This is a genomic window from Keratinibaculum paraultunense, from assembly GCF_016767175.1.
In the GTDB taxonomy this organism is placed as follows: Bacteria; Bacillota; Clostridia; order Tissierellales; family Tepidimicrobiaceae; genus Keratinibaculum; species Keratinibaculum paraultunense.
The window spans coordinates 1,251,306-1,277,148 of record NZ_CP068564.1; the positions used below are offsets into that span (position 1 = coordinate 1,251,306).

The following is a 25,843-nucleotide window of genomic DNA, read 5'->3' on the forward strand; positions in this document are numbered from 1 at the left end:
TTATAATAATACCTTTAAAAAATCAAATAAAAAGAAGCTTTTAAGCTTCCTTTTTTTATCCTTTATAAACTATTAAATGTTTTTATCTATACTTCCCAATTTAACTACAATAAAATGCTCTATTCCATCATTTTCTAAATTAATATATTCTTTATCTATATTTACTCCATCTACTATTATGCTATTTATTCCTTTGTTAACTCCATGGGGATTTTTTACTTCTATATTGTAATAAGTATAGCCATATTTGTATCTAATATTATACTTGCTCCAATCTTTAGGTATACATGGATCTATAAATAATTTATCATTTTCTATCCTGAGTCCAAGTATATCCTCTAATCCTACTTTATACATCCATCCAGATGAACCTGTATACCAAGTCCAGCCACCTCTACCTATATGTTGAGGATTAGTATATACATCAGCTGCCACTACATAAGGCTCCACTTTATAGGTAGCACATTCTATGGAAGTTCTAGAGTGATTAATTGGATTTATCATGCTAAATAATCTATAAGCCTTATCACCTTCCCCTAACATGGCAAATGCCTTTATAACCCAAGTAGCAGCATGGGTATATTGCCCTCCATTTTCTCTTACCCCAGGTACATAGGATTTTATATATCCTGGGTCTAACAATGTATTATCAAAAGGAGGCGTAAGCAAAGCTACAATACCTGCTTCTTCATTTACTAAGTATTTTTCTACTGATCCTAATGCTATTTCTGCCCTTTTTCTATCACCTAAAGTAGAGATAACAGACCAAGATTGAGGAATAGAATCTATCATACATTGGCTATTTTCCTTAGAGCCTAAAGGAGTACCATCGTCAAAAAAGGCTCTTTTATACCATTCTCCGTCCCATGCATTAGTCTCTATTTTATCTTTTAGTTTTTGTATTATATCATTATATTTTTTAGCTCTACCCAAATCTCCCTTTATTTCACAAATGGGAATAAAATTTTTAAGTACAGTAACTAAAAACCAAGCTAACCATACAGATTCCCCTTTTCCTTTATAACCTACCTTATTCATGCCATCATTCCAATCTCCTCCTCTCATAAGAGGCAGACCTCTTTCTCCAAAGTTTAAAGATTTTTCAATAGCTCTAATACAATGCTCATATACTGTTCCTATTTCTTTAGATAAGCTAGGAACTTCATATCTTTCATATTCATCTTCTTCTAATATTGGACTTTCTATAAAAGGCACCTTTTCCTCAAGTATACTATTATCTCCTGTTATTAATATATATTCTGCTACTCCTAATGGCAACCAAAGTAAATCATCAGAATATCTACTTCTGATACCCTTATGAACTTGACTATCTGGTATAGGGTGCCACCAATGTTGTATATCCCCTTCTTTGTATTGATGTTTACAATTTCTAATAATTTGTTTTCTTGTGTTTTCTGGTATATGATAAATAGTATTCATTGCATCTTGCATTTGATCCCTAGCTCCAAAAGCTCCTCCCACTTGATAAAAACCTGCTCTTCCCCATATTCTACATACTATGGTTTGATATATTAACCAACTGTTCATCATGTAATTCATGGTATTGTCTGGGGTTTCTATTTGAATCTTTGACAATATACTATCCCAAAAACTTTTAACCTCTTCTAAAGCTTTCTTTGCTTTTTTAACATCCCTGTATTTATCTAGAAGAATAAGTCCCTTATCTATCATATTTTCTTCTCCTAGTAAAAATATAAGTTCTTTTTCAGACTTAAGAGGAAGATTTATATTTACTCTAATAACTCCACAAGGATTGTAACCTAAACCTACACTATTGGATAGTTTCTCCCTTCTAATACCCTCTGGATTATCATAGGAAGGTATATTTCCTAAAAATTCCTTTCTACTGCCAGTATAAGAGTGTATTTTTTCAGATGCCCCTATGAATATAGTACTATCTTTAAACTCTCTATTGGTAGAATTTTTTATAAATAATGTTTCCCCATCAATACCTGTTTCCAATAAATTTTCAGTTTCTTCATCTGTAACTCCTAGTACTGGTCTAATATAATAAATTAAACTTATATTTCTGTCCTTATTACTTTGATTTTTTAATCTTATCAGATTGATTTTTATATTATCCTCTATAGGAGTAAACATTGTAAGTTTTTGTTCTATACCATGACTTTCATGATAAAAGCTAGTATACCCTTGCCCATGGGTAATTATATAATCATTTTCATCCCTAATAGGATATGGAGTTATAGTAAATATCTCTCCTGTATCTTCATCCATTAAGTATATTATTTCCCCAGATTTTCCTAATAGAGGATCATTATACCATGGAGTTAGTTTGTTTTCTCTACTATTTTGACACCAACTAAATCCAGTGCCTAATTCATCTACTATAAATCCAAACTCTTTGTTTCCAATTACATTTATCCAAGGCAAAGGAGTATTCAATTCCTTAGTCAATCTAATAATATATTCTCTACCCTCATTATAAAATCCCCCATATCCATTAAAATAATCTAATTTTAATATCTTTGAACTTACTTGATAATCTATAGACTTATAATCAAATTCCTTATAAGGCATTGTTTTTATTTCTTTACCCTCTATAATAGCTCCTTCCTCTGATTTAATAATAACTCTAGCCCATTTATATAACAAAATTTCATCTTCTTTCAAAAGGGTGTTTTTATTTCGAATAAATATTCCTCCTGAAGTATCCACTATATTGCCTCTTTTTCTATATACTATCTCCCTAATGTTTTCAAATAGTGGTTGGTAATATATGCTCTCATCTTCATTCAATATTACCAAATCCACTTTTAATCCTTTGTAAGACCAATATTCGTGAGCATCTACTAATTTTTTTATGGTTTCTATTCCCTTCATAGATTTAATGGTAACTAAAACTATAGGATTATCACCAGATATCCCCTGAGCCCATAATCCTTCTTTCCCTTTTTTATTTTGTTTTAATATATGTTCATATTTATGCTTAATATTTTCGTCCACATAAAGTAAATAGGGCAATAATTCTTCATAAAATTCTATATTATCATGATTTAAATTTAAATATCCTATTTCTGTTTGACTTTTAGTTCTAGAAAGATCCAATGCCATTTTTATATTTTCCCTATTGGAATACTTATTAAGTATATCTATAACTTCCTTTTTATCATTAGTTAATGCAGTAATAAAATATATTTCCTTTTCTTCTTTGGGTTGCAACTTTATTTTAGTACCTATACTCATTATAGGGTCTAGTACTACTCCTGTAGTATTAGTAAGTCCTTTAACAATTCCTTTTGGCTTTTTTAATGAATTTCCTCTCCCTATAAAATTTGATCTACTAGTTTCATATTGTAATTCATATTCCCTTTCATTAAAAAACTTCATACCATGAACTATCCAAAAATCTAGCAATTTGTCATCTCTATTCCTTCTATTAGAAAGTATTCCTTGCTGTTCTTCTAGCAGTTCAGTTTTGATAAATAAATTGTTAAAAGCAGGATGAGCTATATCAGAATCAAAAGTTGAACCTGTAATTTCAAAATAACTGGTAATTTCTAATATAGTTTCTTCATCCCCATTATTCTTTAATTTTACTTTCCTGATTTCTCCTAATTCCTCTGGAAGTAAAAATATATCCATTTTGGTCTCTATATCTCCATCTTCACGATAAAATTTCACTTTGTAATTAGAAAATTCCACTTCATAAGCATCTGGCTCTTTGTATGTAGGAGCATAAGTAGTAGACCAAATATCTTCATTAGATACATCTTTTATATATATAAATTGTCCATAAGGGGTAGAAAGGAAATCCTTTCTCCAACGATTTATAAATATATCTTCATTTTTAGAATAGCCTTCCCCTCTATTATTTATCATTAAAGAATAGGTGTTTGAAGATAATAGATGACATTTAATTTTACATAAATCATCTTTTGAATATACTCTACTCTTCCATGGTAATTCTTTTTTAGGCATTATTCTTATTCCTTCTAAATTTTCCTTTTCCTTAGATATAATAGGATTTAAAGGTATTTTTTCTTGAAGCAGCAATTCACCACATTTCATCTGTGGATCCCTATGAAATCTATTTACCATTATATCCTTATTTATAAAATTATTTATAGAAACAAATATCATCCCTTGATGATGGCTCATATAGGATTTAACAATTCCTCTATCCATATGATTGGGTAATCTCCAGCTAGTATAATCTATGGCTTCATAAAATCCATAAGATCCTTCTAATCCTTCATTCTTTAATTTTTTAATATTTTTCAAAGCTTCATTAGGAGCAAATTTTAAAGCTAAAAAAGTTGAATAAGGGGAAACTACCAATTCATCTCTCAAACCCCGTTTAAAACCTAAAGCAGGTATTCCAAAAGCCTTATATTGATAATTAAGCTGATTATCAAATGCAAAAAAACCTGATTCTGAAATCCCCCAAGGTATATTATGATAATTTCCATATTCTATTTGTATATTAATTGAAGTTTTATAGCTTTCATCCAATAGGGTATTTTTATAATTTTTTAATACCAAAGTAGGCATTAAATATTCAAACATGGTACCAGCCCAAGAAGCTAATGATATATATCCTTTTTCTACAATCAAAGATTTTCCCAATCTATTCCAATGTTCTAAAGGAATCTCTCCTCTTGAAATAGCGATATAAGATGAAATTCTAGCCTCAGAAGCCAACAGATCATAATAGGATTTCAATGGCTTATCCTCTTCTACATTATGACCAATATAAAACAAGTCCTTTGTCTCATCATATAAAGGATAAAATTTAGTATTATCTATTATATTTTGAATTCTATAAAGTAAATCTTCAGTTTTTGCTATAAGTTCTTCATCCATCTCATCACAGTCTATATATTCCTTAATCCCTTCTTTTAAAGTTATTAAATAAGATACAAAATTTCCACTATCTACTGTAGATACAAATATAGGTTTTAAAGGCTCTAGGTTTTCAGTATTATACCAATTATATAGATGCCCTTCCCACTTATCCATCTTTTCTATAGTACTTATAGTTAAATCCACTAAATTTACCATCTCCCTAGTATTAATAAAACCTAAATCTCTACTAGATAATATGGCTAAAAGATAAAAACCTATATTGGTAGGAGAAGTCCTATTGGCTATTCCATTATAAGGGTATTCTTGAAAATTATCAGGGGGAATATAATTATTCTTTTCATTGGTAAAAGCTTTATAATATTCCCAAGTTTTTCTCCCAATTTCTTTCAAAAGCTTTATATCTTCTCCATCAATCTCTATAGTTTCTATGTCTTCTTTGCTGATAATATATGCCACTAAAGGTCCCATTAACCATAACAAACTAATTATTATACTAATCCATAATCTATTTGGGTTAAATATATAGCTTACAATAAGTAACAATAAAGATATTATTATATTTTGATTCATCCTCTTCATATAACTGGAAAAATTATTATCTAATCTTTTCTCCATATCAAATGCAGTAGTCCATTCCAATAAATTCTTGTTAGAAATAAATACTCTGTATATAGTCCTTCCTATAGCGTCTAACATCATATAAGCCTCATGAGGCAAAAACATTAAAGATAAAATTCCTTGATATAAATATACCTTGTATCCTAAAATAAGATTTCCATTTAATTTTATCTTCTTAATTCCATCTCCCATTGAAAATATACCTTCCAATGCCATGTTTATAAGAGGCAAAAACAATGTCAAAATGGGAATAATTAAATATACAAATATATTTCCAGGAAAAAATACTACCCCTAGTAATATAGTTAACAATAAAGTTATAGACAATAAACTTCTTCTCATATTATCTAATATTTTCCATTTCGAAAGGGAATTAATATGTTCGCTATAAGGTTTTTTAAGCCATCTAATTAACTGCCAATCCCCTCTAACCCACCTATGCTGCCTCATAATATATGAACTATATTTCTCTGGATATCCATCTATTAAAGCAATATCTGTGGCTAAACCTGCCCGAATATAACTACCTTCCAGTAGATCATGGCTTAATACAGTATTTTCTGGAATGGCATCCTTCAAACACCTTTGAAAAATATTTAAGTCATATATACCTTTTCCTGTAAATATTCCTTCTCCAAACAAGTCTTGGTATATATCAAAAGATGCAGTACTATAAAAATCCACTCCTCCTGTCCCTGCAAATATTCTAGTAAATAAAGATTTGTTACTACTTTCTATATCTACTAAAATATTAGGTTGAATAATACCGTAACCTTCTATTACCCTACCCTTATTCTCATCTAATATAGCTTTATTTAAGGGATGGGCTATAGTACCTATCAATTTTTTTACTCCATCTATAGGCAATATGGTATCTGCGTCTAATGTAATTACATATTTAATTTTCCCATGTAATTTAGATATATTTCCAGATATAGTACTAAAACTAGTACCTTCTTTTCCTAATAACAATTCATTAAATTCTACCAAAGCTCCCCTTTTTCTTTCCCATCCCATCCATCTATCTTGAGTTTTAGAATATGTCCTTCTTCTATGGAAATAATAAAATATCTCTTCCCCGTTTCCATATTTTTCGTTTAATCTCTGAGTAATTTCAATACCCTTATGTACAATCTCCTCATCAAATTTAGTCACTTCACTATCTTCATCTTTAAAATCCCCCACAATACCAAAATAAATATTATCTTCTCTATTAGAAAGATAATATACTTCTAAACTATTAAATAATTCTTCAACTCTTTCTACATTAGGCAAAAGAGTGGGAATTACTACAAAAGTGCTATATTCCTCAGGAATACCCTCTTTCAAATCTAGTTTTGGAAGTATTTTAGCCCTATACCTTTTTGAATATAAATAATTTACAATATTTATAGAAATAGTTAGTATGGGTATAGATGTAATAATAAAAACAAATATACTCCAATAAATATTTCCTTTATTATAACTATATAAACTAATCAATGTAGCTACTAAAATCCATAAAAAAATAATAGGAAAATAATAATAAACATAATTTTCTAGATAGAGCTTATTAGACTTAGATTTTATTTCAAAAAAATCAAAAAGTTCTTCCCTACCTTTGCCTAAAATATAATATCCTATATGGGCTTTTTTATCTCTAAAGCCTTTATTCCATTCCTCTTTAGCTAATTCTAATATCTTTTTAGATACAAATATCTCCTGTACTTTAAATCTCTCAGCTAATATTTCAACCTCATATCTATAATAAGCTTTAGAAGAAGAATCCATATTTGAATATATACCTAGAGGATCCTCATTAAAAATATTTTCAACTACAGATATAGAGTTAAATATATCTTCCCAATCCAAAGATGATAAATCCCTTAAGGAGCTTATACCATATCCTAAGGATAATTTATACTTAGATTGTCGTATATACTCTCTTTCTAATATAGCATTAATATCTGTACCTATATAGTTTAATTTGTTATCTATAATGTCCAATGTGTTTGCAAAGTTCTTACCTTTTTTCCGTATTATTCTAATTAATCTTTCTATTTCTCTAGAATCCATATTGGGTATATCTTCTATTAAATATTCCAAATTGTTCTCTAGAGAAAGTTCATCTATTTTTTCCCATATCATATAAGTATCAATTAAATTTGTTGATATATCTCTTATATACTCTATTAATCCCAATGTTAGAAAAGTGGGTAAATGATATATTTCCTCTAATGTTAATATTTCTTCCCTTTGAAATCCATTAACAAATCCCTTTATACTATCTTCTGTAATTTTACCTATTGTATGGGATATTAATTCTAAAGCTAAAATATACACAATGGGATAACCCTTCAATACTCCTTTTTCTACTATTCTCACTCTTATATTTTTTTCTTTTTTTAAATTAAACTTTAATTCTTTATATATTAATTCAATCATATAAAAATTATCTAAAAGCCACTCTGTACCTTTTGGCAATTCTTTATAAGAATTTTTATTAAAATATAGATATATATTTTCAATTTCCTTAAAATTATCATCAAGTCTTTTTAAAAGAAACCTTTTTACATTCACCTTTTTATTTACTCTATATATTTCTCCTATTTCTTCTCCATGCTGTATTAATCTATCCTTATCTAAATCTATGTCCTTTACTATTATAGGATTTCTATTGTCTTTAAAATTAAAAGCTGAACCCATTATTGATCTTCCTTTCATCAAAATCCTTTAATTAGCTTTTTTATCTTCTCATCATATAAATTTCCTAGCTCTTCAGCATATTCTTCATCGTATCCTTCAATGTAAAGGTTGAATATAGGTTTCTCTTCATCAGGTATAATCATAGCCCATCCTTTATCCTCTATAAATCTAACCCCTTCTATTAACTCCTTTCCTTGCTGTCCTTCTTCAGTTAGTCTTCTTAGTATATTTCCTTTATCTTCCCACTGGCAAGGAATTTCTTTTTTGAAATAAAAATATTCTGGTATTTCTTGTAATAATTTATTTAAAGTCATATTCTGGCCATATAAATAATCCAATATATTCCCTATAGCCCAAATTCCATCAAAATTTAATATATATTGAAATTCTATTCCTTTATCTATTATAGTTCCCATAATATCCGTTATATTGGATTTACTATAATTAATATTTGCATTATATTTATTAGCTAATTTTTCCACTATTCTAGGGAAATTATAAGGAACAACTGCTTCCTTTAATTCTCCAGTTTTAAAACCTAAGCTTAAAATCAATAACCAATATCTTTCATTCTCAATACTATTAAATCCATCAGTCAATGCTATCCTTTCCCCATCTATAGAAAATAATACTCCTAAGTCTGCATCTTCTTCTAATACCTTTTTTCGAACATCTTCTATAGTATATTCTTCTCTATAATGCATCTTTTTTACATTACAACCTATTCCTATTAAATACTCTTCAGCCAATTTCATAATATTCTCAGAGGGAGAAGTTATATTTATATTAGGTTTTCTACTCTTAATTTTTTCTATATTTTTTAAACTCAATTTCCCTTCTCTAATATAAATTTTGAAAAAATTATTAACACTTACTACATCCTCCATTTCTTCACTAGAACATCTATTGAAATCTCCTGTAATAAGGGAATTCTCTATTTTTCTTTTTGTATTTTTATCTATATTAACTCCTCTTTTATCCATAAATTCTATATTTATCTCATCAGCTTTATTGGTACTTATATATATACCTCCTTGTGCATTAAAATATTTTATTCCAAATCTACACATGGGCAAAGCACCATCCTCAATATCTATAACTTGACTCCCTGTTGAAAGCAATCCTGATATAAGTAAATTCTTTATGGATTTAGATAAATTATTGCCATCGCTACTAATTATATAACTTCCTTTATTATCTATAACTGTAGCAAAAGCAGTCCCCAAGCTAACAATCATCTCTAAAGTTACATCTCGATTAAATATTCCCGTTATATTTCTATTTCCAAATAGTCTTTTGTTAATCCCTTCACCCCATATGAGATTATCTTTAACTATAACATTTTCATCAATAGTCTTATATGGCCATATCTTTACTCCAGGTTTTATAGTGGTATTCTCATATATCTTAGAATGTGCTCCCACTACAGCTTCAAATAACCTACTGCGTTTATCCATATACACTTGATTACAAATCACTGATTTTCTTATTTCACAATTTTCTTCAATTATCACATTCTCCCATATGATACTTCTCTTTATAGATGTACCTCCTTTTATTACACAGTCACTCCCAATTATTGTATAAGGTTCTATGATTGCTCCTTCACAAATTAAACAGTTTTGCCCTATATATACAGGAGGATATAGTTTAGCACCTTTTTCAATAATCGTTCCCTTTTCTATCCAAATTCCATTTTGTACTTTTTCCCCTAATAAATAATGTTTTTTAAAATCTTTCATAATATCTTCATGGGTTTTTATGTAAGAACCTATATCTCCCACATCACACCAATACTCTTCTGCTATATATCCATACATGGGAATATTATCCATTAATAGTCGAGGAAATAAATCTTTACTAAAATCAAAATTATCTCCCTTGTTGTAGTAATCTAACACTTCCGGTTCCAATATATATATTCCTGTATTTATAGTATCGCTAAATACTTCACCCCAACTAGGTTTTTCTAAAAATCTTATAATCCTTCCATTTTCATCAGTGATCACCACACCATACTCTAAAGGTATTGCTTCTCTTTTTAAAATCAATGTAGCTTTTGAACCCTTTTCTTTGTGAAATTCATAGGCTTTTGTTAAATCTATATTAGTGAAAGCATCACCACTAATAACTACAAATGTACTGTCTAAAAAATCTTGAGCATTTTTTACACTACCACCAGTACCTAATGGTTTATCTTCAATATAATATTTAATATTTACATCAAATTTCTCCCCATCCTTAAAATATTCCTTTATTTTATTGGGAAGATAATGCAAAGTAACAGCTATATCCTCTATCCCATGTTCCTTTAAAAGGTTTATACTATATTCCATAACTGGTCTATTAAAAATAGGCACCATTGGCTTTGGCAATTGACAAGTAAGTGGTCTAAGCCTAGTACCTATACCTCCTGACATAATTACTCCCTTAATTGTAATCACTCCTTCACAAATAGTTACATATACATATTTTGTGAAGTTTTATATAAATTATACATAGTAAAAGCCTTCATTTTTGTAAAACTACAAAAATAAAGGCTTTTATTTATCCATATATTTATTTTATTGACTCGATTCTGTCCATAGTTGCTTTTTCTATAGCTTTTATTTTATTTTTAGAAGCTTGTTTTTCCTTGTCTTTTGAATATATATACACTTTTACCTTTGGTTCTGTTCCAGAAGGTCTTATTGCATACCAAGAACCATCGTCAAAATAGTATTTTAATACATTGGATTTTGGATTACCTGTTTCATCATTTAAGTAATCTATAATTTTCATAAGCTTCATATCCCCTATATTCCTAATAGGATCTTCTCTAAAAGAATCCATTATCCTATTAATTCTTTCTTGGCCCTCTACACCTTCTAATACTATTGAAATTAATTTTTCAAAATAATATCCATATTTCTTATAAATTTCGTTTAATTCATCTAATAAAGTTTTTCCTTGCTTTTTATAATAAGCTGTCATTTCAGCTATAAGCATAGATGATATAACTCCATCCTTATCCCTTACTATAGTACCATATACATATCCGATGCTTTCTTCATACCCCATTATAAAGGTATATTCTCCAGTTTTATCAAACTCATTAGCCTTTCCACATATATTTTTAAATCCAGTAAGAGTTTCTATAGTAGCTACATTATATTCTTTAGCAATAGCTTTCCCCAAATCTCCTGTTACTATGGATTTTACTATAGCTCCATTTTTAGGGATGGTACCATCTCTATGCCTAGATGATAATATATATTTTACTAACAATGCACCAGTTTGATTCCCATTTAATGCTACATATTCTCCATTAAAATCCTTAACCATACAAGCTACCCTATCACAATCTGGATCTGTAGCTATCAATAAATCGGCATTTTTTTCTTTTCCTAGCCTTATAGCATAATCAAAAGCTTTTATATCCTCTGGATTAGGATAACCTACTGTAGTAAAATCTGGATCTGGGTTTTCCTGTTCAGGTACTACAAATACATTTTCAAATCCTCTTTCTCTTAAAACTCTTCTAACAGGTTTGTTCCCTGTACCATTTAATGGAGTATATACTATTTTTATATCCTTATCTATATCTTCATTTAGTGCAAGACTTTTTACATCTTCTATGTATTCATCGTCTATTTCTTTTCCAATATAATTTATTAACGCCTTATTTAGCCCTTCTTCTAAATCCATAAATTTTACATTTGAAAAGTCCCCTATAGCATTTATATTATTTAATATTTCTTCTGCTATATCATCAAGAATTTGAGAACCTTCTTCCCAGTATACCTTATATCCATTATAATCTTTAGGATTATGACTAGCAGTAATCACAACACCAGATATAGTGCCTAATTTTCTAATAGTATAGGATAAAAGAGGAGTAGGACGTATATCGTCAAATAAATAAACCTTTATACCATTTGCTGCCAATACACTAGCAGTAATTTCAGCAAACTCTTTAGAAAAATGCCTTACATCATATGCAATAGCAACTCCTCGTTTCATAGCATCTTTTCCCCTTGCCTTAATGGTTTCAGCTAACCCTTGAGTTGCTAAAGATACAGTGTATTTATTCATTCTATTAGTACCAGCACCAATTTTACCACGCATTCCAGCAGTTCCAAAAGTTAAATTTGTATGAAATCTATCCAATATTTCTTCTTCATTATCTCGTATAGACTCTAATTCTTTTTTAGTGTCTTCATCAAAATACTCGCTACTTAACCAATAATTATATTTTTCTAAATAATCCATATTAAAACCTCCTGATCTAAGGTCCACATTTCTACTTACTATTATTGTTACCTATAATACAAAAATAGTATTTATTCCATATTGAATATAAGTTCCGTAACTATTTTTGCCATATATAATTGTTTTAATCATAGTTTCTACTATTTATTCTAATATATTAAATATTATAGCATAATTTGGGAAAAGAAAGAACAGATAAAATAATATACACCTTAAGGATATCCTTAAGGTGTATATTATTTTAATCCAATCTCTTTTGATACTTTTTTCATACCTTCTATAGTTTCTGCAATTACTTCATTTAAATCCATTCCAAGCATTTCTGCTCCTTTTGCAATTATTTCCCTATTGACACCAGCAGCAAAGGATTTATCTTTCCACTTCTTCTTTACAGATTTTACTTTCATATCTGATATCCCAGTAGGACGCATTAAAGCAGTGGCATTAATTAACCCTGTTAATTCATCAATGGTATACAATACTTTTTCCATCTTTTCAATAGGTTCTACATCAGTACAGATTTCCCAACCATGACTCATTATGGCACGTATATAGTCTTCCGGCCAATTTTCTTCTTCCAATATTTCCTTTGTTTTTTCACAATGTTTATCAGGATACATTTCATAATCTAAATCATGTACTAAACCTATGATTCCCCATTTTTCCACATCTTCTTCAAATAACTCTGCAAAATGTCGCATAACTGCTTCTACTGCTAATGCATGATTTATTAAGCTTTCACTTTTATTATACTTTTTTAAAAGCTCAAAAGCTTCTTCTCTTGTAGGAACTTTTCTTTCCACTTGGACACCTCTTTCTTATAAGATATAATTTATTTAACAAAATTTATCATAGCATACTATTTCATCAAGTTCTTTTCTTGGTCTAGGAGCAGGCGATTCAGCTGGATAACCTAAAGGTGTAATTGCAACTACTCTTACATCTTCTGGAATACCTAATACTTTTTTTACTTTATCTTCATCATAACTACCTAACCAACAAGTGCCAAGCCCTTGTTCATAAGCCTCTAATATCATATATGCAGTAGCAATAGATAAGTCAACTGTATATCTTGGTTGACCTCCTCTCATAACACTTTTTGTTTCTGTACCACAACTAACTAAAATTATAGGAGCTTCCCCAACAAAAGATTGGCCAATAGCTTCTGTAAGTTTTTCCTTCGTTTCTGGGTCCTTTACAACTATAAATTTCCAATTTTGTTCATTCCTCGCTGATGGTGCAAGTCTTGCAGCTTCTAAAACTTTCAAAAGTTTCTCCTCTTCCACAGGTTTATCACTATATTTTCTTATACTTCTTCGATCTTTAATTGCAGACAATACATCCATTTTTTTAATACCCCCTTAATTTTTAATATAGATTTTAATTACTATATATTATTATATCAAAAACAGCAACAATTAAAAAATTGTTGCTACTTTTTAGAGTTTATATACTTTTTCCAATTCAATGGCTAAGTTAGCTCCTACACGCGCATTATTATAAACCAATTCTACATTGGATTTTAAGCTTTCCCCTTCTGTAATTTCTTTAACCTTTTCTAACAAAAAAGGTGTTACTTCTTTTCCTTTTATTCCTTTAATTTCTGCTTCCTTCAACGCATCTTCTATTGCTTGATTTATTATAACAGGATTCATTTCGTATTCCTTAGGTATTGGATTAGCTACTACTATGCCCCCATCTAATCCCAAATCCCATTTTGTCCTTATAGCCTTTGCTAATTCCATTTCATCGTCTACTTTGTAATCTACATTAAATCCACTTGTTCGAGTAAAAAATGCAGGAAATTCTTGAGTTTTAAACCCTACAACAGGCACTCCAAAGGTTTCCAAATACTCCAATGTAAGACCTAAATCCAATATAGCCTTAGCTCCTGCACATACCACAGCTACATTAGTTCTTGCTAATTCTTGTAAATCAGCAGATATATCGAAAGTTTTCTCAGCTCCTCTATGAACACCACCTATACCTCCTGTAACAAATACTTTAATACCAGTTAAATTAGCTATAATCATAGTAGAAGCTACAGTAGTAGCACCATTTAATTCTTTAGATAATATAAAGGGCAAGTCTCTCCTACTAACCTTATATACATTATTAGCTTTTCCTAAATATTCAATTTCCTCGTCACTTAATCCTACCTTAATTTGCCCATCTAATATGGCAATAGTAGCTGGGATTGCACCTTTATCTTTAATTATCTTCTCCACATTTAATGCAGTTTTCACATTTTGAGGATAGGGCATACCATGGGAAATAATTGTAGATTCTAAAGCTACTACTGGTTTTGATTCTTCCAAAGCTTTTTTTACATCTTCTTTTATACTTATATATTTATTCATTATAATTTCAACTCCTCTATTCTTTTTTCAATATTTTCTACCGATATGTTGGGATTTATGGTATTTTCATTCTCCAAAGTTATAATAGATGCACCTATGGAGATTTTTAAAGTATTTTCTATATCTAATCCATTAAAATATGAATAAGCTAATCCCGCCATAAAAGCGTCCCCTGCTCCAGTAGCATTTACAATGGATATTTTAGGCACCTTCATATACACCTCTTCTTGTTCACCTAAATAGTATACACCCTCATCTCCTAAAGTTATAAATACCCTTTTAGTTCCCATATCTATAAAATAACTAGCAACTTTTCTTAAATCTCTCTTATTTACTATTTTCATCCCCGATAATATTTCAGCCTCCAATTTATTAGGTTTTATCGTATGAAAATGACCTATTATATCCTTAACTTTTTCTGCTTTTGTTGTAGATACAGTATCTAAAAAGAAATTAACATTAAAATTAGATACCATATGCTTTAAAACTTCCTTGGGTATATTAGTATCCACTATACAAAGGGTAGAATTCTCTATAAGTTCCTTTTTTTGCTGAATAAATGATATATTCATCTCTTCAAATATATCCATAGATGAGATAGCCAAATTCATATCTCCAGTTTCATCTAATATGGCTATATAAGTGGAGGTTTTTTTATCTTGAAGAATTAATGATTCTGACATATCCAATCCTGTTTTCATTCCTTGTTCAATCATAAGTTTCCCATAAATATCATTACCTAATACAGTAATAAGTCTAGTGTCTACTTTAAGTCTACTTAAATTCTCTCCAATATTTCTTCCGACACCTCCTAGGGAAATAGTAACCTTTCCTGGATTGGAATCTTTCATTCTAAGCTTTTCATAAGGCAAACCCATAATATCTACATTAGTTCCTCCAACTATGGTAATATAAGGGGAGTCTTTCACTATATAGCCTCTTCCCAAAATATAACCTTTCTTCATCAAATTTGTAATATGAACAGCCACAGCAGATCTAGAAATTTCTAATTCCTCTGCTATTTCTTTTTGAGATATCATTGGATTTTTAGAGATTAATTCTAATATTTCTTTTTCCCTATTAGTCATATGCCCTCCTTAATGTTTGTTTATATATTAAGCTATTATTTAATATGTTGTAAGGCTATTTTTTCTCTTTGTCAATAGTAAATAATATAAACTTATGATTAATTTTATATAAAATAACAAGTAAGAAAAAGCTCATAAACTATATTTTCATTAATTTTACATGCTAAAATTATACTTTATATATAGCTTTAACTAATTTAACTTTTCTGTTTTAAAACTTGTGTCTAAAAAAAATGCCTGCCTTTTATTCTCGTCTGCTATATCTTTAAACTCTAATTGATAAACCGTTGGATTGGTGTTAGATTTTACAGTCAATAGTCTATGTTTAGAATCATAAGCACATATATATCTTGTATACGTGTTATAATTATATTTTTTATTTCTAATAAAACCGTTAGGTAAAGTCATTACACCCATTATATTATAAAAATTTAAAAAAGCTTCTTTATGATCATTAGATTTAACATTCATTTTGGTTAAATAAAAAGCTTTAATATATCTAGATACAGGATCATAAGCTCCTGGTAAATTCTTAGCTGATTGAAAATCTTCTAGATTCTCCAAATCTAAATTTTTTTTAAGTCTTCTAATATGGGATTCAAATCCTGGTGAATTAGTCATAACACCATAAGGATTTTCAAAACACACTAATTCTCTCTTTTTAGGTTCGATAACGATACACCTTTTAGAAGAATCAGTAAACATAAAATGAAAGCCTGGAGATATTACATCCTCACCTTTGTGATCTTTAGCAGACATATGAATATTTGGTAAGTCCTCAACTATCTCCTCTACATTTTTATAATTCGTAAGTGCATAGTTTAGGTAATTCAAACTGGATATATTAACCTTTTCTGCTTCTACTTGATTAGCATATAGGTTAAATCCTGAAAAAACATTGGTAATTCCTATCAACCCATGTTCATTTACACCATCTTTTAACGGATCTTTATTTTCAAAACAAACTCCCATAACTTTATACTTAGTGTATAAAGGATTGCCCATAAGATCATTGCAATAATTGTAGTTCCTTGGCAAATATAATACATTATAATTCAAAGGGTACTCATAGTCCATTGTTCTTCCCATAACACAGCCATCTTTATAATCTATTTTTATACCTGTACACATATTATTCTTCTTCACTCCTCTTTGCTTGGTGCAGATAAAACTGCAACCCACTCACTATAAATATTTTAACTGTGAAGTACTTAAATATTAAGATTTAATATTGCTGTAAAAATTGTACTAAATTTTTGTCTATATTGCTTTGATGATAACAAAAAAATATATAATCTAAATCTTTTTTTTCTATTATTTCATTATAACTATAATCTTCTTTATAAAATCTAGGATCAATAATTATTAATTCACTAAAAATAGTACTCATTGGATCCACCATTGCATTAAAATACGAATCTTTAAAAACTAAAGCATTTTTATCAGTAATAGCATTTTTATTAATAATCCTAATACAACTAAGATTATAAGTATATATATCATTGTAGTTAACTGCTTTTTTATTAATTTTTGGTGCTATTATTTCTTTTCTATCCACTTGTTTTGTATCATCTATTGATGTGTAATAAACTAAATCTTTAGCATCAATAACCTCATTTATAATAGGTATATCTTTATTTTTAATATTTCCTGAAAATCTCCTTTCTAAATCTCCTTTAAAATATTTGTTTTTATAATCTATTCTTCTGATTCTATTTTTTGCTTCTTTTAATACTTCATCCCCTTCTATATGATTAATAACCAATTCAAAAGCTCTAAAAGCACCTTCTCCGTTCCAATGAAAATCTGTCTTATAATAGTACTTCTTTCTTTTTTCTAGAGAATCTTCATTTAACATTGTGTCTAATACATTTATTATATTTAGTCCTTCTATATCTTCAAGTCTTTGATTTAGTAATTTATTATTACTTTTACTTATACTCCCATCAATGTATTTAGGGTACAAATCAGCCAACATTGCGGTTTTATTTGGAAAAATTATATAATAAAAATTGATATCCTTATCTTTATTTACAGCTTTTTCTATAGAATTAGCAAGTTCCTCAATAGAATTCATGTTTATATTATAATCCTTAGTAAATAGCCAATCATCAACAATCAATACATTTCTGGCTTCTATGTTTTTGCCAATTAATTGTATTTTTGTATATATATTCACCAATCTATCTCTACAAGGAAATTGATCTACAAAATAATTATCTAGTTCTTTTATAAAATCTTCAATTTTATTTTTCTTTAATATAGGAAAGCTTTGCAGCTCCCTATTTTCTACCATACTAAATTTATTATCTGGTTTCAATATTCCAATTATTGGAACAGTGAATATTATAACTAAAAAACTAATAATCAATAAATAATTGTTTTTTCTCATATTCATCCCTACCTATAATTAAAATCTAAAATATATAAATGGATTGTATGTAGAATTTACTAAATAAATCGTTGACATTAACAATATAAAAATATAAAACATAGTGTCAATTAAATCTATTAAAACTTTGTTTAATTTTTTATATAATCTATTCACTAAATTCTTAAACAACGGAGTTGCTAATATAAAAGAAAAAATTAAAATAACTATATTGTCATGGAAATTTATTCTACTTTGTGCATCTATTAAATCTATATTTCCTATATTAAATAAAACTTTAAAATAAGCCAAATAATAATTTTCAGCCCTAAAAAATACCCAGCCTATCATAACTAAAAAAAATGTAACTATCATATTTATATATGATGGTATCTTTTCCCTAAAATCTTTACTTGCCCTTTCGATAAATATCAAGACTCCAAAATAAAGTCCCCATATCACAAAATTCCAAGAAGCACCATGCCACATTCCTGTTAAAAACCATACAATAAATAAATTCCTTATGTTTTTTACTTTGCCTACTCTACTACCTCCTAGGGGAATATAAACATAATCTCTAAACCATGTGCCTAATGAAATATGCCAACGCCTCCAAAATTCTGTTACACTTTTGGAAATATATGGATAATTAAAATTCTCTTCATATTCAAATCCAAACATTTTACCTAGTCCAATTGCCATATCTGAATAACCGCTAAAATCATAATATATCTGAAAAGTATACGCTATTAATCCTAGCCAAGAAGATAAAAGAGTTAAATTTCCTATAGCTCCAAAACTAGCATCAGCTACAGCAGCAAGAGGATTTGCTAAAAGTGTTTTCTTTCCTAAACCTAATAAAAATCTTTTAATACCCTCTGAAAATTTCTCAGATGTATGACTCCTACACTGTATTTGCTCATTAACAGTATTATATCTAACTATAGGTCCAGCTATTAGCTGTGGAAAAGCTACTATATATAAAGCTAAATCTGTAATTTTAGTTTGCACTGGCACTTCTCCTCTATATACATCAATAATATAGCTTAATGCTTGAAAAGTAAAAAAAGAAATGCCTAAAGGTAATCTAATATTAGGTATAATTATATTCATATTAAAAACATTATTAATTGTATTTATAAAAAAACTTGCGTATTTAAAAATTCCCAACAAACCAATGTTAAATATACATGCAAATATTAGTATATACTTCTTAGTTATTTTTTTATTTTTAAACAAAATCCCAAAAAAATAATTTGCTATAATAGAAATAATTATCAATAATATATATTTAAATTCACCCCAAGTATAAAAAAATAAACTTGCTAATAAAAAAAACAAATTTTTATATTTATCTGGAACTAAATAATACATTAGTAAAACTACAGGTAAAAAATAATATATAAAAGTTACACTACTAAACACCATGATTTCTTCAAGTCCTCCATTTTTATTGTGATAATTTTAAATAATTATTTATTTAACATGATCCATATTCTTTTTGTAATACATTATATATTAAATCACACATATTATATCATTAAAGAATTAATTTATTCAACCTCAAAAACATCCACTCTCCATATTATTGGATAATCTTCAGCCCATTTCCGAATAGCATTAACTTGCTCTTTTGTTTCAACTAAAATATAAGTTTCATCTCCATAATGTGCACTAAAAAAAATATTTTTATTACCTTTTTTTAAAATCAAAGTAAACCATTTAATATATCCTTCTTTAGTTAAATAATTAGTTAAAATCTCTTGTTTTAATTCAGGAACTAAATTACCTTTAAAAACTATTTCCATTGTTTCATTATTAGGCACTTTCTTTCCAAACTTTTCTCCAGACTGAATCCCTTCGAAATCATTTCCCCAAAGTCTCATTTCAAATTCATTGGCACATTCAAGAGCTTTCATGGCTAAATCTATCCACCACTCATAACTATCAAATATTGGTGCTATATTATTACTAGCAATAGTATCTTTATCAACCATAAATGTTATATTATATTTCATAAACTCCCTCCATTCCTTCTATGCCATTCATTCCAAAATGCTATATACCCATTTCTTTCAAATTCATCTTCTGAAATATTTTTAGGTAAAGACTTTTTATAATAGTCTTCTACTATATCAGCAAAACGCAAAATTTCATCTTTATATTGGAGATAATAAATAAATACAATATTTCCCTTTTCAGTAATAAGCTTGACCATTCCATCCTCATGTAGAACAGTCCAATCAACTCCATTATCACATCCGATAATATCTACCTCATCTAAATTTCCATTAGGAATCATAGAAAAACCACAACAAGGTAACATTTGTTCCCCTTTTGTTGGTAAATGATCTTCAGATAATGTCTTTAACATTCTAAGGGCTGCTGCGCTTACTGTACAAGAATAGAGTAATTTTTCTTCTCCTATAGTAACTGTTATATCTCCATGAAGACATAAATCATTAGGATCATCTTTAGTTTTATCTAGCCAATAAAGACTGTTTACTATTATTTTAAAATTTGAATCAAGTGTAAAAATACTATCATGAAACTTCTTCCATACATCTGTAAGATGTTCTTCTTTTGGAGCAAATAAAAAAAGTCCCCTATCATCATATAAATGGAAAATGTAACCACTATTTATATCTATAATAAAAACAGATGAACAAAAATCCATTTTTCCGCCTATATCTGATAAAATTATCTCTCTAAATAATTTCTGTATATTTATTTCTTTTACATGATACAAATGCCTTATACAGGTATAGACTTCATCATCTTGATGTATTGGTAAATCATCTTTATATATAGGATATTTCCATTTTAATTTATATGTATCATACTGAATTACATCAGTCAAGGTACTCTCTAGGAATTCCTTCTCTTTTTCATTCTCTTGTCCAAATAAATCTTCATAAACAACTAAAAGATTGTCACTATACTCCATAAACTTAAATATTTCTATTGCTTTTTGAATACATTCTTCCACATATAATTCATTTAAATTTCCATCTTCTAGATACTGATACTTTTCACTTAACTTATCAATATGAAGCACATATTTATAAGTTAGTCTATTTAAGACTTTATCTTCTACTCCATATTGGTTTAAAATATTACCTAAAATATCCTTTGGCCTTTTTTTGACTTTCAAAATTTATTCACCCACCTTTTATTGTTTATTAATTTCTAATACTTATATTAAATACAAAATTAATAGTTGTCAAATCAATAAATCTTTTCCCAACCATAACTTTTTTATCATTTTTTCAATGTCCTCTTTATCATTATTGTTTTTATCTCCATAATAAATTGGCTTTAATTCTCTAGAATTACATGCTATTTTAATGTCTGACTCTTGTATCATCTTGTTTTAGCAAGATGATACAACTAATCAATTATTTTTATCACATATATTTGATTTCCTTTATTCTATCATAGACATTAACTAATTTCTATTGAATTTCATAAACACTAAGACAAACAGGTGTTCTACTATAAAAATCATCTTTTTCAGATATTTAGAGAGAAAACATGGATTAAATTATACAAGAAAACATTTGCACTTTTGTACAAAAAATATTGACGTTTATATAAAAAAACAGGTAAAACAACTTTTGTTTTACCAATGAATCGAAATGATATGGCAGATTTTTTAAATGTATCTCGACCGTCTATGTGCCGAGAAATGAGCCGTATGAAGGATGAAGGAGTTATCGATTATCACCGCTCAACAATAAAAATAAAGGACGTTGAAGCCCTAGGACGGTATGTAGAATAAAGACAAAAGATAGCTAACAATGCAAAACAAATTTGTGCCCACTGTCAATAGTGACTTTTTCTATAATTTTATATATAATAATATTCACAAGAATAACTCTTTACTTTTGATACAGGTTATTAGGGTACACATTAATCATAATTTTGGAGGCTTTAATAATGAATTATAAAAAAATTGAGCTTAATAATAGCAATATCGACAAAAAATCAGAATTGCTTTTAATGCAGATTGCAAAATGGCATAATCTTACACCAAAACTATGGATACCAGATTATAAAATTTCAACAGCAGAAATAGAAGAAACAGTACTAAAAATTAAAAATACAAGAAATGAAGATTTGTTTCTTGCTATTGCGGAAGATGAACAGAGTCATGTACAAGGATTTATATGGGCGTGCAAACAAAAGAAATATCAAGATAGAGTTATGATTTTATCATTATATGTAACAGAAGATTATAGAGGCCAAGGGGTAGCTACAAACCTAAAAATATTATTAGAGAAATGGTGTCGACTTGAAGGAATAAAAGCAATAGAAACAACAGTACATTATAAGAATAATAGTATGATGGCATTAAATCAAAAACTTGGATATATTCCTGGAATGGTATATATGATAAAAAAATTATAAAATATTTAATTATACATTTTTGCTAATTGATATGGAGTGAGACTATGGAACTAACATTTAGAAATGCATCATCTACCGATATAGATAAAATATTTGAGTTAAATAAAGATCTTATTGAAAAATATGAAACTAATCTAAATTATGATTTTGAAAAAATTTTTACTTGGGTTAAAAAAAAGATAGAAAAAAATATAGATAACTATCAATGTATTTATTTTAATGGAATTAAGGTAGGGTATTTCTTCCTACATACTGAAGGAGAAATACTTGAACTTGACGATCTGTTTATTTTCGAAAAATTTCAGGGAAAAGGTATAGGCACAAAAGTTTTAAAATATGTTGATTTAATTGCAAAAAAGCAAAATAAAGATGTATTTTTATATGTATTTATAAGCAATGAAAAGGCTATTAACTTATATCAAAGGAATGGATATAAGATTGTAAAAAATATAGCTAATAGTAGGTATCTAATGAGTAAATAATTTATACATTATGTATTAGTTAAATTATATATAATGGGCATATTTGAAAAAATAGAAATCCTATCTTAAACTTAGCCCCAAAATAACAACAAAGTTATCTAGAAATAATGGAATTCTGTATAATTTCAGTTGATACTAGTGATAAGTTATATCCTATGAAATTAAGGAGTTTCTATTGTATCAAAATTTAGTTTATGTATGTCTAATGACTCCAATATTAATACAATTTAGCAATACTCGATTAACGCTAAATTGTGCACCTAGCTACAAAGGTTATTAAATATATATTTTTTATAGATAACATACGATCACTTCTCTGCTACAAATAATAAATGATTACTAGTCCCTAAAAACTCAGGTTTCTCACAACAATAGAAATGATAAATTAACCATTGTTCATAGCTTTCATCATCCATTTTATTTATCTTATCTTGAAGAAGTTCACTTAAGCCATCTGCAGCTACCTCTGAAATAATATTTAATTCTGAATCCTTTAATAACTTTCTACAATCATCTACTGTATGAAAAATAAATGGAAAGTCAACAACCTTAAAAGTTTTATGATTATATGAATCCTCTAGTAAAAAATTAGGATTGTATAAAAATGTTTCCGTTGTAATAACCATATCATTTGAAATAAAAGCAAAGAACATCTTTCCATTATCTTTACAAACCCGTTTTACTTCACTTATACATTTTATCCTGTCTTCCATTTTAGATAAATGATATAAATGCCCAAAACATAATACAATATCATAGCTTTTATCTTCTATTATTGATAAATTTAAAGCATTTCCCTGAATTACTTCTATTGACATTTCTTCATTTATCTTTTCCTTTATTTGCTTTACATGTTTTTCTACTAGCTCTACTGCAGTTACATCGAATCCTTGTTTTGCAAAAATATGCTATATTCTCCTGCTCCGGCACCTAAATCAAGGATTTTCATCCCAGGTTTAAGATATTTTTCAATCTGTCTTATTGTTGTCAGAAACTCCACTTGAGTTGCTTTTGTTGATAGTCTTGTATCTTCTTCAAATATGTCATACAAAGCTGAGACTCTATCAGATTCATTCCCTATTTTTAATAAATCTTTTATTCCCAAATACTTCACCCCTATTTTTTAAATAATCATTAAAATACCCATTGCATTAACTTAATTAACACCAAATTCCATTAATTTGAAAACTCTTCTTTCCATAAAGTTATATTTCATCTTTATTTTTATATAAATTCCATATATCCTTATTACATTTTATCTGATTTATTGCTACATATAGTAAAAATGATGTTCATCATTTAATCTTTTTAATTTCTTCAATAATAGTCATTGTACAATAAAATATTGTAAAAATGGTGCTTATATAAAAACTTATTATAAGGGAAGCGTCTCCACCATGAAATACTAAATCAATGATAAATTCTACTCCAAACATTGTAAATAAAAATATAAGGAAAGTATATAATGCTGATTTTAGTACCTTCTTCATGAATTTATCGTTGTATTCTCCTATTTCTTTTTCTTTATCTTTCATATAATCTTCTCCTTTATATTACATATAATCCTACATATGTACAATTGTACAATAATTACTTTAATCACATACCCTGAATTATCTTTATTCTATCATATACATTAACTAATTTCTACCAGATTTTATTTGAAATAAAAAACAACCCACTAGTCTAAGGCTTTTAACTTTTAAACCAGTGAGTTCTGATTTTATAATATTTTTTGAATATTCCTTTTGATCCATAGCCTTTCTAGAATTCTCATCAACCATCTTTCTAAATAATTCTTCTACTATTTCCATTTCATTTTGAATAATTGTTACCTTCTTCTCTAGCTTCATTGTGTCTAGTAGTTCTTCTAATATAACTTCATAACCATTTATAATTTCTTCTTTATTTTCTATTAAGTTATTGAAAGCTTTGATAAATGCTTCTTTAATCTGGTCTTCATAAATGTCTGGTTGACTATTCTCTACATAATATTGTGGAACTTCTCCTTCATTAATCTTTTTCTATGCCCCCATGTCACATTCTCAGAAATTGATCGACTTTCCTCTTTAGCTAGAGAACTCATTAAAGTATCTACAGTATTCCTAGTAAATCTAGAAATGGATTTTATCGCTAAAAAGTGCACCCACCTACCGAAAAATATGCGCCCACTTGCACACACCCCTACCTTTTGACAACAAAACCACTAAAATCAAAACCATTTCTTAACCCAAAAACAACAAAACCCCTTGAAATCAAGGAGTTTGTATTGTATCAATATTTAAGTTCTTTTATGGTGGAGGCGGTGGGAATCGAACCCACGTCCGAAAATATATCCACAGGAGCTTCTCCGAGTGCAGTCAGTATTTTAACATTCCCTCAGCTAGACTCCTACTGACAGGATTCTAGCCTCGGTAGCTTCATAAAATTCCGTTCCTTACTCAAAGCTTTGTAAGGCTCGGTTCCCCACTAATGTTGGCGCCCTATCCCAAGCCGTGGGACTCTTGGGTAGGACGTGCTGCTTTAATTAAGCAGCAAATGCGTAATCTTCGTTTGCGTTTATTCTTAATGCCACTTTTTTACGTTGAGTTGGCAACAACGACTCGCTACTCCTGCTTCAATATTCCCGTCGAAACCATTTCGCCCCCATATTTAATTATATCTTATTTTAACCCATCATTTATTATAACAAAATAATGATATTATGTCAACCAGTAGAACAACTAGAGT

19 protein-coding genes and 1 other RNA gene are annotated in these 25,843 nt (G+C 28.5%); 3 read left to right on the plus strand and 17 right to left on the minus strand.

What is annotated here, in order from left to right; translation table 11 throughout:
• Nucleotides 1-72: 72 nt before the first annotated feature.
• The 12 genes from JL105_RS06280 to JL105_RS06335 all read right to left on the minus strand — a co-directional run bounded on the left by JL105_RS06280 (nucleotide 73) and on the right by JL105_RS06335 (nucleotide 21,375).
• On the minus strand, nucleotides 73-8,169 hold the full coding sequence (locus JL105_RS06280; protein WP_132028852.1) for a glycoside hydrolase family 94 protein: 8,097 nt from the start codon (nucleotides 8,167-8,169) through the stop codon (nucleotides 73-75).
• Complete coding sequence (locus JL105_RS06285; RefSeq protein WP_132028849.1) at nucleotides 8,169-10,571, minus strand: sugar phosphate nucleotidyltransferase; 2,403 nt, start codon at nucleotides 10,569-10,571, stop codon at nucleotides 8,169-8,171. The genes JL105_RS06280 and JL105_RS06285 overlap by 1 nt, the downstream gene beginning before the upstream one ends.
• A gap of 139 nt (nucleotides 10,572-10,710) precedes the next feature.
• Nucleotides 10,711-12,402, minus strand: a complete 1,692-nt coding sequence (locus JL105_RS06290; RefSeq protein WP_132028846.1) for a phospho-sugar mutase — start codon at nucleotides 12,400-12,402, stop codon at nucleotides 10,711-10,713.
• A 236-nt stretch (nucleotides 12,403-12,638) separates the two neighbouring features.
• Nucleotides 12,639-13,205, minus strand: coding sequence for an HDIG domain-containing metalloprotein (locus tag JL105_RS06295; RefSeq protein WP_132028843.1), 567 nt, complete (start codon nucleotides 13,203-13,205; stop codon nucleotides 12,639-12,641).
• A 33-nt stretch (nucleotides 13,206-13,238) separates the two neighbouring features.
• Nucleotides 13,239-13,748, minus strand: coding sequence for a nitroreductase family protein (locus JL105_RS06300; protein WP_132028840.1), 510 nt, complete (start codon nucleotides 13,746-13,748; stop codon nucleotides 13,239-13,241).
• Between the two features lie 93 nt (nucleotides 13,749-13,841).
• On the minus strand, nucleotides 13,842-14,762 hold the full coding sequence (locus JL105_RS06305) for a pseudouridine-5'-phosphate glycosidase (protein WP_170169643.1): 921 nt from the start codon (nucleotides 14,760-14,762) through the stop codon (nucleotides 13,842-13,844).
• The gene (locus JL105_RS06310; RefSeq protein WP_132028834.1) at nucleotides 14,762-15,850 is read right to left on the minus strand and encodes a carbohydrate kinase; all 1,089 of its coding nucleotides are present in this window, start codon (nucleotides 15,848-15,850) and stop codon (nucleotides 14,762-14,764) included. The genes JL105_RS06305 and JL105_RS06310 overlap by 1 nt, the downstream gene beginning before the upstream one ends.
• 192 nt (nucleotides 15,851-16,042) lie before the next feature.
• Nucleotides 16,043-16,996 (minus strand): linear amide C-N hydrolase, encoded by a 954-nt coding sequence (locus JL105_RS06315; protein WP_237722238.1) that lies wholly within the window; start codon nucleotides 16,994-16,996, stop codon nucleotides 16,043-16,045.
• Nucleotides 16,997-17,075: 79 nt separating this feature from the next.
• Nucleotides 17,076-18,242, minus strand: coding sequence for an alginate O-acetyltransferase AlgX-related protein (locus JL105_RS06320; RefSeq protein WP_158280049.1), 1,167 nt, complete (start codon nucleotides 18,240-18,242; stop codon nucleotides 17,076-17,078).
• A gap of 18 nt (nucleotides 18,243-18,260) precedes the next feature.
• A complete protein-coding gene (locus JL105_RS06325; protein WP_132028828.1) occupies nucleotides 18,261-19,649 on the minus strand; it encodes an MBOAT family O-acyltransferase in 1,389 nt (462 codons plus the stop codon).
• A 125-nt stretch (nucleotides 19,650-19,774) separates the two neighbouring features.
• Complete coding sequence (locus JL105_RS06330) at nucleotides 19,775-20,239, minus strand: hypothetical protein (RefSeq protein ID WP_132028825.1); 465 nt, start codon at nucleotides 20,237-20,239, stop codon at nucleotides 19,775-19,777.
• Entirely contained in the window at nucleotides 20,236-21,375 is a 1,140-nt protein-coding gene (locus JL105_RS06335; protein WP_132028822.1) for a DUF3885 domain-containing protein, read from the minus strand. The genes JL105_RS06330 and JL105_RS06335 overlap by 4 nt, the downstream gene beginning before the upstream one ends.
• 489 nt (nucleotides 21,376-21,864) lie before the next feature.
• Between JL105_RS06335 and JL105_RS11675 the strand changes: the two genes are divergently transcribed.
• From JL105_RS11675 to JL105_RS06350, 3 genes are all read left to right on the plus strand, one after another.
• Nucleotides 21,865-22,002, plus strand: a complete 138-nt coding sequence (locus JL105_RS11675) for a helix-turn-helix domain-containing protein (RefSeq protein ID WP_202690440.1) — start codon at nucleotides 21,865-21,867, stop codon at nucleotides 22,000-22,002.
• A 158-nt stretch (nucleotides 22,003-22,160) separates the two neighbouring features.
• On the plus strand, nucleotides 22,161-22,631 hold the full coding sequence (locus JL105_RS06345; RefSeq protein ID WP_132028819.1) for a GNAT family N-acetyltransferase: 471 nt from the start codon (nucleotides 22,161-22,163) through the stop codon (nucleotides 22,629-22,631).
• A 44-nt stretch (nucleotides 22,632-22,675) separates the two neighbouring features.
• Nucleotides 22,676-23,113 carry a GNAT family N-acetyltransferase gene (locus JL105_RS06350; RefSeq protein ID WP_132028816.1) on the plus strand — a complete coding sequence of 146 codons (438 nt, stop codon included), beginning with the start codon at nucleotides 22,676-22,678 and terminating at the stop codon, nucleotides 23,111-23,113.
• A 308-nt stretch (nucleotides 23,114-23,421) separates the two neighbouring features.
• Here JL105_RS06350 and JL105_RS06355 read toward each other — a convergent pair whose 3' ends face one another.
• From JL105_RS06355 to ssrA, 5 genes are all read right to left on the minus strand, one after another.
• Nucleotides 23,422-24,018: a class I SAM-dependent methyltransferase gene (locus tag JL105_RS06355; RefSeq protein WP_202690665.1), complete on the minus strand. Its 597-nt coding sequence runs from the start codon at nucleotides 24,016-24,018 to the stop codon at nucleotides 23,422-23,424.
• The gene (locus tag JL105_RS06360; protein ID WP_202690441.1) at nucleotides 23,991-24,218 is read right to left on the minus strand and encodes a class I SAM-dependent methyltransferase; all 228 of its coding nucleotides are present in this window, start codon (nucleotides 24,216-24,218) and stop codon (nucleotides 23,991-23,993) included. The genes JL105_RS06355 and JL105_RS06360 overlap by 28 nt, the downstream gene beginning before the upstream one ends.
• A gap of 190 nt (nucleotides 24,219-24,408) precedes the next feature.
• A complete protein-coding gene (locus JL105_RS06365) occupies nucleotides 24,409-24,648 on the minus strand; it encodes a hypothetical protein (protein WP_132028813.1) in 240 nt (79 codons plus the stop codon).
• A gap of 105 nt (nucleotides 24,649-24,753) precedes the next feature.
• Nucleotides 24,754-24,966 carry a hypothetical protein gene (locus JL105_RS06370; RefSeq protein ID WP_132028810.1) on the minus strand — a complete coding sequence of 71 codons (213 nt, stop codon included), beginning with the start codon at nucleotides 24,964-24,966 and terminating at the stop codon, nucleotides 24,754-24,756.
• Between the two features lie 441 nt (nucleotides 24,967-25,407).
• Nucleotides 25,408-25,761: a transfer-messenger RNA gene (gene ssrA / locus JL105_RS06375) on the minus strand.
• Nucleotides 25,762-25,843: the final 82 nt, after the last annotated feature.